Raw genomic sequence first — 11987 nt, forward strand, 5'->3', positions numbered from 1 at the left:
GGGCATGGCGTTGTCCAATGGGGCTATGCCGGAAACCGTACTTCTGGGGTCCGAACCGCTTCGGCCCGAACAGGTCGTCGCGGTCGCCCGTGACCACTCGCCCGTCGCGGTCAGCGAAGCGGCCGAGAAGAACCTCGCCGCGACACGTCAGCACATCGACAACCTCGCCCACGCCGAAGCGCCGACGTACGGCGTTTCGACGGGCTTCGGTGCGCTCGCCACCAGGCATATCCCGCTCGAGAGCCGCACCGCGCTGCAGCGGTCGCTGATCCGTTCGCACGCGGCGGGCGCGGGGCCGGTCGTGGAGACCGAGGTCGTGCGCGCGCTGATGCTGCTGCGTCTCCGCACCCTCACCAGCGGCTACACCGGTATCCGCCCGCAGACCGCGCAAGCGCTTGCGGCCCTGCTCAACGCCGGGATCACCCCGCTCGTCCACGAGTACGGTTCCCTCGGCTGCTCCGGCGACCTCGCGCCCCTGGCCGCCGTCGCGCTCGCGCTGATGGGGGAGGGCGAAGTCGCGTACAACGGCGAAGTCGTCCAGGCCGGCGTCGCGCTGAAGCACGCCGGGATCGAGCCGGTCGTTCTCGCAGAAAAGGAGGGGCTCGCCCTCACGAACGGGACCGACGGCATGCTCGGCATGCTCCTGCTCGCCGCCGCTGACCTGCGCAAGCTTTTCGACACGGCCGACATCACCGCGGCGATGAGCGTCGAAGCGCTCCTCGGCACGGACCGCGCCTTCGCCGCCGACCTCCAGGCCCTGCGTCCGCACCCCGGGCAGGCCCGGAGCGCCGAGCGGATGTGGGCGGCGCTTCAGGACTCGAAGATCGTCGAGAGCCACCGCGGCCCGGACTGCAACCGCGTCCAGGACGCGTACTCCCTCCGCTGCGCGCCCCAGGTGCACGGCGGCGCACGGGACAGTCTCACGCATGCCGAACTCGTCGCCGAGCGTGAGCTCCGGTCCGCGGTCGACAACCCGGTCGTGCTGTCCGACGGCCGCGTCGAGTCGAACGGCAACTTCCACGGCGCCCCGGTCGCGTACGTGCTCGACTTCCTCGCCATCCCGCTCGCGGACGTCGCCAGCATCGCCGAGCGCCGCACCGACCGGATGCTCGACAAGGCCCGCTCGCACGGCTTGCCGCCCTTCCTCGCGTTCGACCCCGGCGTCGACTCCGGCCACATGATCGCCCAGTACACGCAGGCGGCCGTGGTCAGCGAACTCAAGCGGCTCGCGGTGCCTGCCTCGGTCGACTCGATTCCGAGCAGCGCCATGCAGGAGGACCACGTCTCGATGGGCTGGTCCGCCGCGCGCAAGCTGCGCAAGGCCGTCGAGGGCCTCAACACCGTCCTCGCCATCGAACTGCTCACCGCCGCGCGGGCGCTCGACATGCGCGCGCCCCTGGTCCCGTCGCCGGTCACCGGCCGGGTCCGGGATCTCGTCCGTACCAAGGTCGAGGGCCCCGGCCCCGACCGTCATCTGGCGCCGGAGATCGCGGCCGCCGAAGAACTCGTCGCGTCGGGTGCCGTCCTCGCCGCGGCCCAACTGGAGGTCTGAGCCCATGACCCGCACGGTCCGTGCCGCCCGAGGCACCACGCTCACCGCGAAGAACTGGCAGACCGAAGCCGCGCTGCGGATGTTCCACAACAACCTCGACCCCGAGGTCGCCGAGCGCCCGGAGGACCTGGTCGTCTACGGCGGCACCGGCAAGGCCGCCCGCAACTGGGCCAGCTTCGACGCGATCACCCGCGAACTGACCACTTTGGACAGTGACGAGACGCTGCTCGTCCAGTCCGGCAAGCCGGTCGGCGTGTTCCGCACGCACGAATGGGCGCCGCGGGTGCTCATCGCGAACTCCAATCTCGTCGGCGACTGGGCGACGTGGCCGGAATTCCGCCGCCTGGAAGCACAGGGCCTGACCATGTACGGCCAGATGACCGCGGGGTCCTGGATCTACATCGGCACGCAGGGAATCCTGCAGGGCACGTACGAGACCTTCGCCGCCGTCGCCAAGAAGCTCGCTTTGAATGGGCACAGTGGCGGCAGCCTCAAGGGCACTCTGACGGTCACCGCCGGTCTCGGCGGCATGGGTGGCGCGCAGCCGCTGGCCGTCACGATGAACGACGGCGTCGCGCTCGTCATCGAATGCGACCCGCAGCGCGCTCACCGCCGCGTCGAGACCCGCTACCTCGACGAGGTCGCCGACGACCTCGACGACGCGATCCGCCGCGTGGAAGCCGCCAAGAAGGAGAAGCGCGCGCTGTCCGTCGGCGTCGTCGGCAACGCCGCCGAGGTGCTGCCCGAACTGCTGCGCCGCGGTGTCGAGGTCGACATCGTCACCGATCAGACCTCCGCGCACGACCCGCTTTCCTATCTGCCCAAGGGCGTCGGTGTCGACGAGTGGCAGGACTACGCGGACAAGAAGCCCGACGAGTTCACCGAACGCGCCCGCGAGTCGATGGCGGAGCACGTCGAGGCGATGCTCGGCTTCCTCGACAAGGGCGCCGAGGTCTTCGACTACGGCAACTCGCTGCGCGGTGAGGCGAAACTCGGCGGCTGCGAGCGCGCGTTCGACTTCCCGGGTTTCGTGCCCGCCTACATCCGTCCGCTGTTCTGCGAGGGCAACGGCCCGTTCCGCTGGGCGGCGCTGTCGGGCGACCCCGAGGACATCGCGGCGACCGACCGCGCGATGCTGGAACTGTTCCCGGAGAACGAATCCCTCGCGCGCTGGATCCGCCTCGCCGGTGAACGCGTCGCCTTCCAAGGGCTTCCGTCGCGGATCTGCTGGCTCGGCTACGGCGAGCGGCACCTGGCGGGCCTGCGCTTCAACGAGATGGTCGCCAGCGGCGAGCTGAAGGCGCCGGTCGTCATCGGCCGTGACCACCTCGACTCGGGCAGCGTCGCCTCGCCGTACCGCGAGACCGAGGGCATGGCCGACGGCTCCGACGCGATCGCCGACTGGCCGTTGCTGAACGCGCTGGTCAACACCTCTTCGGGGGCCAGCTGGGTGTCGATCCACCACGGTGGCGGCGTCGGCATGGGCCGCTCCATCCACGCGGGCCAGGTCAGCGTGGCGGACGGAACCCTGCTGGCCGCGCAGAAACTCGAGCGCGTGCTCACCAACGACCCGGGCATGGGCGTCATCCGGCACGTCGACGCCGGTTACGACCGCGCGGCCGAGGTCGCCGACGAGCGTGGCGTGCGCGTGCCGATGCGGGACGCCGAGTGACCGCGTCCTCGCTGCTGGAGGAGATCTCCGACGTCGGCCGCGACCCGAAGCGTGGCGGCTACTCCCGTCACGCCTTCGACGCGGCCGAAATCGAGCTGCGCGCGTGGTTCGTCGAGCGTGCCGGACGGCTGGGACTCGGCGTCGAGACCGACCGCAACGGCAACATCTGGGCCTGGTGGGGTACGCCGGGCCCGGACGCGGTCGTCACCGGGAGCCATCTCGACTCGGTGCCCGGCGGCGGCGCCTTCGACGGCCCGCTCGGGGTCGCGAGCGCGCTCGACGCGGTGGAGATCCTGCAGAACAAGGGATTCCGTCCCGCCAAGCCGTTCGCCGTGGTGGTCTTCGCCGAAGAAGAAGGCGGCCGGTTCGGTGTGCCCTGCCTCGGCTCGCGGCTGCTGACCGGGACCATCGACGCGGACAAGGCGCGCGGACTGCGCGATCCCGACGGCGTCACGTTCGCGGAAGCGGCGGCGAAATCCGGCCTCGATCCTGAACGCGTCGGCCGGGACTCCGAGCGCCTCGGGCTGATCGGACGGTTCCTCGAACTGCACGTCGAGCAGGGGCGCGGACTGATCGACCTCGGCTCGCCGATCGCGGTCGGCAACACGGTGATCGCGCACGGCCGATGGCGATTCTCCTTCCAGGGGCAGGGAAACCACGCCGGTGCGACGCTGATCGGGGATCGCCGGGATCCGATGATCCCGGCGGCCGAGACCGTCCTCGCCGTGCGGAAGCTGGCGAAGGCGACGTCTGACGCCAGGGCGACTGTCGGCAGGCTCGTGCCGGTCCCCGGCGGGACCAACGTCATCGCGTCCACCGTGGACCTTTGGCTGGACGCGCGCGTGCCGGGTACGGCCACGCCGGAACTGGTCGCGGAGATCGCGAAGCTGGCCGAAGAAGCCGCTGGTCAGGAAGGCTGCCGGGTCGAGGTGACCAGGGAGTCGTACTCGGACGACGTGATCTTCGACGACGCGCTGCGCCGCGACCTCGGCACCTGGCTGGGCGGACCGCCGGAGCTGCCGACCGGCGCCGGGCACGACGCGGCGATCCTCGCCGGGTTCGTCCCGTCCGGGATGCTCTACGTGCGCAATCCGACCGGGATCAGCCATTCCCCGGAGGAGTTCTCCGAGGCAGACGACGTCGACCACGGTGCCCGCGCGCTCGCGGACATCCTGGAGAAACTGTCGACATGACGACATATTGGTGTGAGCGGGCCTGGTTGCCGGACGGGATCGCCGACGCCGTCCGGATCGAGGTCGACGGCGGGAAGATCGCTTCCGTGACGGCGAACGCGCCCCGGGAAGGGACCGTCCTCAGTGGACTGACCTTGCCGGGCTTCGCCAACGGGCACTCGCACGCGTTCCACCGTGCGCTGCGCGGCCGGACGCATCACGACCGCGGGACCTTCTGGACGTGGCGCGAGCGGATGTACTCGCTCGCGTCCCGGCTGGATCCGGACTCGTACTTCCGCCTGGCGCGCGGGGTCTACGCCGAGATGGTGCTGGCCGGGTACACGAGCGTCGGCGAGTTCCACTACCTGCACCACGCGCCGGGCGGAAAGTCTTACGCCGAGCCGAACGCGATGGGCGAGGCGCTGCGGCAGGCGGCCGCGGACGCCGGGATCCGGCTCACTCTGCTCGACACGTGCTACCTGGCCGGTGGCATCGGGGTGGAGCCGGACGAGGTTCAGCGGCGGTTTTCCGACGGTTCCGCCGCGAACTGGGCGCACCGAGTCGGCGAAGTGCGTGAGGGGGAGACGTTCCGGGTGGGCGGCGCGATCCACTCGGTGCGCGCGGTTCCCGAAGATCAATTGTCCGAAGTGGACAAGGGGACGCCAGCGGATCGCCCGCTGCACATCCATCTTTCCGAGCAGCGGGCCGAGAACGAGCAGTGCCTGGCGGCCTACGGCCGGACGCCGACGGGAGTGCTCCACGACCACGGAGTGCTCGGTGAGCGGCTCACCGCGGTGCACGCGACGCATCTGACGCCGGACGACGTCAGGAAACTCGGCGGGGCGCGGAGCCGCGCGTGTTTCTGCCCGACGACCGAGCGGGATCTCGGTGACGGGATCGGCCAGGCGCGGACACTGCTGGACGCGGGGGTGCGGCTGTGTGTCGGCAGCGACAGCAACGCGGTCGTCGACGCGTTCGAGGAGACCAGGGCGCTGGAACTGAACGAGCGGCTCGCGAGTGAGCGGCGCGGCCGGTTCACCGCGGAGGAACTGCTGACAGCGGCGACGGATCACGGCGCCGTCGGCTGGAACGAGGTCGGCCTGCTGGCTCCGGGTGCGGGCGCGGACCTGGTCACAGTCGGCCTCGGCTCGGTGCGGACCGCCGGGATCGAGCCGTCCGGCGTGGTCTTCGCCGCGTCCGGCACGGATGTCCGGGATGTCGTCGTCGCCGGACGTGAGATCGTCCGCGAGGGCGTACACCAGCTGATCGACCGGCCGGAAACGGTCTTGGCCAAGGAGATCGAGGCATTGTGGCAGTCCTGATCACGGGTATCGGCGAGCTCACGACGAACGACGCCGAGCTGGGCAAGCTCCGCGACGCGGCGGTCGTCGTCGACGGCGAAGCGATCGCGTGGGTCGGTTCGGCGGCGGACGCGCCCGACGCGGACGAGCGGATCGACGTCGACGGCCGGGCGGTGCTGCCGGGCTGGGTCGACAGCCACACGCACCTCGTGTTCGCCGGTGACCGGACCGCCGAGTTCGAGGCGCGGATGGCCGGGAAGGCTTACAGCGCCGGGGGTATCGCGGTCACTGTCGACGCGACGCGGTCGGCGTCCGACGAGCAGCTGGCGGCGAATCTGCGGCGTCACGTCGACGAAGCGGCGAAGCAGGGCACGACCTGTCTGGAGACGAAGACCGGCTACGGGCTCAACGTCGAGGACGAGGCGCGTTCGGCGCGGATCGCCGCCGAGGTGGCCGACGAGGTCACGTTCCTCGGCGCGCATCTGGTGCCGCCGGGCGCCGACGCGGAGTCCTATGTGGACCTCGTATGCGGCGAGATGCTCGACGCCGTGGCGCCGCTCGTGCGGTGGGCGGACGTGTTCTGCGAGACCGGCGCGTTCGACGAGGCGCAGTCCGGGCGGGTGCTGAAGGCGGCGCGGGAGCGTGGCCTCGGGCTGCGGGTGCACGGGAACCAGCTGGGGGAGGGGCCCGGGGTGCGGCTCGCCGTCGAGCTGGGGGCGGCGAGTGTCGACCACTGCACGTACCTGGGCGAAGCGGACGTCGAGGCTCTCGCCGCTTCGGACACCGTCGCGACCTTGTTGCCGGCGTGCGACCTGTCGACCCGGCAGCCGTTGGCGCCGGCGCGGCGGCTGCTGGACGCGGGGGCGACGGTCGCGCTGGCCAGCAACGCGAATCCGGGCAGCTCGTACACGACGTCGATGGCGTTCTGTGTCACGACCGCGGTGCTGCAGATGCGGATGACGATCGACGAGGCGGTGTGGTCGGCGACGGCGGGCGGCGCTCGCGCTCTTCGGCGTGACGACGTGGGCTTCGTGCGGCCGGGGGCGCGGGCCGACCTCCAGGTGCTGGAGGCGCCTTCGACGACGCACCTGGCGTACCGGCCCGGGGTGCCGCTGACGGCCGCTGTGTGGCGGCGCGGGGAGCTTCTGACCAGCGGTTTCGCGTCAAAGCGATAGCAAAGGTCCCTTGCTCTCCCGGCGGTCAGGAGGCCTGGTCGAGGGTCTCCTGAACCCGCTCGCGCAGCGCGGACGGGAGTTCGTCGAGCAAGTGAGACCACTGCTCGACGCGCTTCTCGCTCAGATGGGTGAGCAGGTCGAGCACCGGCGCCCACAGGTCCTCGTCGGCGGCCGCGACCTGCAGAAGGCCGCGGAACCGGGCTTCGGAGAGCAGCCCGAGGACGTGGTCGATCCGGCTCTTGTCGTCGAGGACGAACGCGATCCGGATCAGCGCCTCGTCGCCGATGACGCCGAGAGCCCGGCGCACTGTCGGATCGGGCAGGTGGCCGACGAAGCGGCCGACGGTGATCCAGTCCTCGCGGCGCACCAGTTCCCCGGCGACCGCGACGACCGTGTCGAGCGGGATGCGCGCGATGATCGCGCTCGCCCGGCGCGGGTCCAGTTCGGCCGCGACGTCGGACAGGAACTGCGGCTTCAGGCGCTTCGCGACGTCGACGCCGCGGGAGACGTCCACGAGCCCGGCGATCCGCGCGCACAGAAGCGGGCCGAAGACCTTCTCGGCGATCTTCGCGAGGATCGGGCTCGGGACGAGCTTGCTCGCCATCGCCATCCGCTCCAGGGCGGCGAGATTGGCGTCGAACAGCGTGTCCGTGACCTGCTCGCGGAACGCCTGGAGCTCCGCCGCGTCCACGTTCTCCAGGTAGGACAGTCGATCAGGAGCGGTGCCGAGGACACGGGCGAGTTTGAGGATCTCCGCCTGCGATGCGAAGTTTTCGGTGGTCACAGGCCCACCACCTTGCGGATGGTGCCGCGCAGAAGGGCGGGTACGTACTTCAGGCCCTCTTCGCCCGCTTCGGCCAATGCCTTGGCCTGACGGTGCCGCGCTTCGCGCAGCGCGTCGGAGAGGTCCTGTTTTTCGTTGTCGGCCAGCGCTTCGATGCCTGCCGGGACAGGACCGCCTAGCTGGCCGGTGAGTGTGCGCTCGGCCATGGTCGATCATCATGCCTCATGAATCCGGCGGAGACCGGATGATCGGGGGACCTTTACTTTCGTCCATGGCGGACGGCTCGGCACGACTTGTAGCGTCCAGGCCTGTGAAGGACGCGGAAGAGCCGGTGCGGCGCGGGCGACGGCTGATCATGGACGTCGCCCTGTGGCTCGGGCTCTGCGGCTGGGTGGTCATCGACGCCGGATCCAGCACGAGGTCCTGGGAACTGCTCGCCGGGCTCATCGCGACGACCGCCGCGGTCGCGGTGTCGCGCCGGTATCCGCTGGTCTCGCTCGCCATCGCGATGGTCGCCGGTTTCGTCGTCATGGGCAGCTTCGGCGGCCGGGTGCCGATCTGGGAAGGGTTCGTCCTGGTCGCGGTGAGCTACCTCGCCGGCTACCGGCAGCCGGTCGCGAAGCCGATGCTGCGCCTCTTCGTCGTCGTTTCCCTGATCGCGGTCCCTGTCGCGCTGGTGTGGAGCAGGGACGGGTTCGCGTCCTGGGGCGCCCTGCTCGGTGTCCTGGTCTTCGCGTCGGTGACGCCGTGGCTGATGGGCCGCTACATCAGGCAGCGCGAGGACATGGCGCGCGACGGCTGGCGCCGCGCCGAGGAGATGGAGAGCCGTCAGCGGCTCGTCGCCGACCGCGCGAGGCTGCGCGAGCGCACCCGGATCGCCAGCGACATGCACGACTCGCTGGGCCACGAGCTGAGCCTCATCGCGGTGCGCGCGGCGGCGCTGGAGGTCGCGGGCGGGCTCGACGAGCCTCAGCGCCAGGCCGCGGGCGAGCTGCGGCAGAGCGCCGCGACCGCGACCGAACGGCTGCGCGAGATCATCGGCGTCCTGCGCGAGGACGACGCGCCGACCGAACCGGTGGACGAGAGCATCGACGACCTGCTCGACCGCGCCAGGGCGTCGGGCGTGCTGATCGACTCCTCCGTGGACGGCCCGGTGGACGGTGAACCGCGGATGGTCGACCGCGCCGCGTATCGCGTGGTGCAGGAATCGGTCACGAACGTGGTGAAACACGCGCCGGGCGCGGCCGTCACCGTCCGGGTCGTGCGTTCGGAGGGACGGACGGACGTCGTGGTCACCAACGCCGCGCCACCCGCGGGACCGCTGCCGGGCAGGACCTCGGGCAAGCGCGGGCTGATCGGCCTTCGCGAGCGGGTCCGGCTGGTCGGCGGGACCTTGCGGGCCGGACCCCACGACGGCGGATTCGAGGTCAGCGCGACTTTGCCGCACGACGCGGCGCCGTCGGAGGAATCGCCGGAGAGCCAGGCGGCGATGGACGCCGAGGTGGGGCAGTCGATTTCGGCCAGGGAACTGGAACGCGCCCGGCGGGACGTCCGGCGCAGCCTGATCCAGGCGATCGTCGTGCCGATCGGGCTCTTCGGCGTGGTGGTCGCGATCAGCGGCGCCGTGTTCCTCGTCCAGTGGTACCGCTCCGTCCTGCCCGGCGGCGACTACGACCGCATCCGGCTGGGCCAGACGCGGGCGGAGCTCGCGTCCGTCCTGCCAGGGAACCAGCGGATCGCGAGGCCACGGACGGTGGAACCGCCGGTGCCCGCCGGAGCGACCTGCGAGTACTACGGCACCGAGCGCACCGTGTTCAACTTGAACTACGAGGCCTACCGGCTGTGCTTCGCCGACGGCAAACTCGTGGCGAAGGACATGATCAGTGAAGACGAGCAAAGGGGGAACCCGGATGATCCGGGTGGTGCTGGCCGATGACGAGGCGATGATCCGCGCCGGGGTGTCGGCGATCCTGGCGGCGGACGCCGGGATCGAAGTGGTCGCGGAGGCCGAGAACGGCAGTGCCGCCGTCGAGCAGGCACGCGCGACCAGGCCGGATGTCGTGCTGCTGGACATCCGGATGCCGGTCATGGACGGGCTCAAGGCCGCCGAGGAGATCCGGCGTCTGCTGCCGGAGATCGGCGTGATCATGCTGACCACGTTCGGCGAAGACGCCTACATCGAGCGCGCGCTGGGTCTCGGCGCCAGCGGATTCCTGTTGAAATCCGGTGATCCCCGCGAACTGCTCGCCGGGATCCACGCCGTCGCCGGCGGAGCTGCCTTCCTCTCGCCGAAGGTCGCGCAGCGGGTCATCGCCCGGTTCTCCGGAAATCAGGTGTCCCGTGCCGAAGAAGCGAAGGCACTGGTCGGCAAGCTGACGCCACGCGAGCAGGAAGTGCTGGCGCTGCTGGGTTCCGGACTGTCCAATGCGGACATCGCGGCGAAACTTTTCGTCGTCGAGGGCACGGTGAAGGCTTATGTGAGCACGATCCTCAACCGGCTCGGTGCCCGGAACCGGGTGCAGGCGGCGATCACGGCGTACGAGGCGGGACTGGTCGGCGGGGAACGGGAGGAATCCAGCCGCTGACACCGGCGCCGATACGGGCGGTGAGCGCGCCGGGGAGCAGGCGGAACACGCTGTTGCGGACGGCCACGGCGAGCGGATTGCGCAGCTGCGGCCCGACTTTCCCGGCCTGGACCGAGGCCTTGACGACGCCCTGGCTGCGCGGGCGGCGCTGTTCGTCGTAGCTCTTCAGCGCCGTTTCGATGTCTTCGGTGGTACTGAGCGCGGCGGCGAGGACGACGGCGTCTTCGATCGCCTGACAGCCGCCCTGGCCGAGGAACGGCGGCATCGCGTGGGCCGCGTCGCCGAGGAGGGCGACGCGGCCTTTCACGTAAGAGGGCAGGGGAGTGCCGAGCAGGTAGAGGTCGTGGTGGAGCAGCGCTTCGGGCTCTGTCGCGTCGATGAGCTCGGGAATGGGTGCGTGCCAGCCGCCGAAGCGGTTCCTCAGATACGACTTCGGGTCTTCGTGCCGGATTCCCGCTTCGGCGACGTAGCTCGCCCACCAATAGACGCGGTCGTCGTGCAACGGGATGACGCCGATCTCGGCGCCGTCGTCCCAGCTCGTGCTGAGCTCGGCCGGGCGGGGCAGCGCGGTCACCGCGCGGAAGGCGGTGCTGCCGCTGTAGACCGGCTCGGGATGCCGCGGCCAGAGTTGTGCGCGTGCTGTGCTGTGGATGCCGTCGGCGGCGACGATGACGTCCGCGTCGAGCTCGTCGAGGCCGCTGACCTCGGTGCCGGTGCGGAGGCAACCGGCGGGCAGGGCGTCGCGGAGCGCGCCGATGAGGTCTGCGCGGTGGATGGCGGCGAGCGGACGGCCGTGATGACGGCGGAACGCCTCGGCGTCCCACCGGGTGATGCGGCGGCCTTCGCGGTCGTGGAGGCCGCCCGACGACTGTTCCCGCAGGGTGCCGAGGTGGACGTCCAGCGTTTCGAGTGAGCGCAGGGCGTTCGGCCACAAGGAGATGCCGGCGCCGACCGCGGTGAGTTCCGGCGCCCGTTCCAGGACGGTGACCTCCCAGCCGATGCCGTGCAGCCCGATGGCCGCGGTCAGTCCGCCGATTCCTCCGCCGACCACGATCGCTTTGCGCATGTCGACCTCCTCTACATGTGTAGAGTACTACTACACTTGTAGAGTGCGAAAGGCGACGATCGGGGACGCGGCCATCGAGGTGATCGCGGCCGAAGGGATGCGAGGGCTGACGCATCGCGCGGTCGACCGGTTCGCCGGGCTGCCGTCGGGGTCGACGTCGTATTACGCGCGGACGCGGGCGGCTCTGCTTGAGCTGGCGATCTCGCGGATGGTCGAACTCGACGACGTCACCCTCGAACCGCCGCCCGGTCGGCTGGCCGAGTACGTGGCGGGGTTCGTGCACGCGGCGATCACGAGCGGGCGGACGCGGATGCTCGCGCGGTACGAGTTCGCGCTGGAGGCGACGCGGCGGCCGGAGTTGCGCGAGGCCTACGACCGCGGCGGGCTGGTGATCCGGCGGCGGTGTGCCGAGGTGCTGGCCGACCGCGGATCGGCCGAGCCGGAGCGGCACGCGCGGGTGCTCGTCGCGTGGCTGGACGGGACGATCTTCGACGCGCTGGCCGGGACCGGCTCGCTGCGGCCGCCGGGGCTCGCGGAGCTGACGGAAGGGGCGCGGGAGGTGCTGGCGGGGCTCGGGGTCGCGGGGTAGCAGGGGACCTTTGCTATCGCTCGGGGCGCTGACCTGCGGTTTTGGTGCGACAGGGAGCAGGGGACCTTTGCTGTCGCTTCTCTCGACGTTG

At 70.8% G+C, this 11987-nt stretch carries 11 protein-coding genes; 8 read left to right on the top strand and 3 right to left on the bottom strand.

All coding sequences use genetic code 11. The annotated features are described in order from the left end of the window. Positions 1–25 precede the first annotated feature (25 nt). Genes hutH through hutI form a run of 5 tightly spaced genes read left to right on the top strand, consistent with a single transcriptional unit; the run spans position 26 to position 6872 of the window. Positions 26–1552, top strand: coding sequence for a histidine ammonia-lyase (gene hutH / locus IE302_RS38935; RefSeq protein ID WP_191259465.1), 1527 nt, complete (start codon positions 26–28; stop codon positions 1550–1552). 4 nt (positions 1553–1556) lie between these two features. Continuing rightward, complete coding sequence (hutU, locus tag IE302_RS38940; protein ID WP_191259466.1) at positions 1557–3224, top strand: urocanate hydratase; 1668 nt, start codon at positions 1557–1559, stop codon at positions 3222–3224. Then, positions 3221–4417, top strand: coding sequence for an allantoate amidohydrolase (locus IE302_RS38945; RefSeq protein WP_191259467.1), 1197 nt, complete (start codon positions 3221–3223; stop codon positions 4415–4417). The genes hutU and IE302_RS38945 overlap by 4 nt, the downstream gene beginning before the upstream one ends. Then, positions 4414–5718 carry a formimidoylglutamate deiminase gene (locus tag IE302_RS38950; RefSeq protein ID WP_191259468.1) on the top strand — a complete coding sequence of 435 codons (1305 nt, stop codon included), beginning with the start codon at positions 4414–4416 and terminating at the stop codon, positions 5716–5718. The genes IE302_RS38945 and IE302_RS38950 overlap by 4 nt, the downstream gene beginning before the upstream one ends. Next, positions 5706–6872: an imidazolonepropionase gene (gene hutI, locus IE302_RS38955; protein WP_191259469.1), complete on the top strand. Its 1167-nt coding sequence runs from the start codon at positions 5706–5708 to the stop codon at positions 6870–6872. The genes IE302_RS38950 and hutI overlap by 13 nt, the downstream gene beginning before the upstream one ends. 25 nt (positions 6873–6897) lie before the next feature. On the opposite strand, the gene IE302_RS38960 is transcribed toward hutI, so the two are convergent. Beyond that, a complete protein-coding gene (locus IE302_RS38960; RefSeq protein WP_191259470.1) occupies positions 6898–7656 on the bottom strand; it encodes a hypothetical protein in 759 nt (252 codons plus the stop codon). Continuing rightward, complete coding sequence (locus IE302_RS38965) at positions 7653–7862, bottom strand: hypothetical protein (protein ID WP_191259471.1); 210 nt, start codon at positions 7860–7862, stop codon at positions 7653–7655. Before IE302_RS38965 ends, IE302_RS38960 begins: the two co-directional genes overlap by 4 nt. Positions 7863–7987: 125 nt before the next feature. Between IE302_RS38965 and IE302_RS38970 the strand changes: the two genes are divergently transcribed. Beyond that, the gene (locus IE302_RS38970) at positions 7988–9592 is read left to right on the top strand and encodes a sensor histidine kinase (protein ID WP_191259567.1); all 1605 of its coding nucleotides are present in this window, start codon (positions 7988–7990) and stop codon (positions 9590–9592) included. Beyond that, entirely contained in the window at positions 9567–10241 is a 675-nt protein-coding gene (locus IE302_RS38975; protein WP_191259472.1) for a response regulator transcription factor, read from the top strand. Before IE302_RS38970 ends, IE302_RS38975 begins: the two co-directional genes overlap by 26 nt. Here the strand turns inward: IE302_RS38975 and IE302_RS38980 are convergent. Beyond that, positions 10186–11307: an FAD-dependent monooxygenase gene (locus tag IE302_RS38980; protein ID WP_191259473.1), complete on the bottom strand. Its 1122-nt coding sequence runs from the start codon at positions 11305–11307 to the stop codon at positions 10186–10188. The two genes, IE302_RS38975 and IE302_RS38980, sit on opposite strands and share 56 nt — an antisense overlap. 43 nt (positions 11308–11350) lie before the next feature. On the opposite strand from IE302_RS38980, the gene IE302_RS38985 reads away from it, so the two are divergent. Continuing rightward, positions 11351–11896: a TetR/AcrR family transcriptional regulator gene (locus IE302_RS38985; protein WP_191259474.1), complete on the top strand. Its 546-nt coding sequence runs from the start codon at positions 11351–11353 to the stop codon at positions 11894–11896. Positions 11897–11987: the final 91 nt, after the last annotated feature.

The organism is Amycolatopsis oliviviridis (assembly GCF_014654365.1).
Taxonomy (GTDB): domain Bacteria; phylum Actinomycetota; class Actinomycetes; order Mycobacteriales; family Pseudonocardiaceae; genus Amycolatopsis; species Amycolatopsis oliviviridis.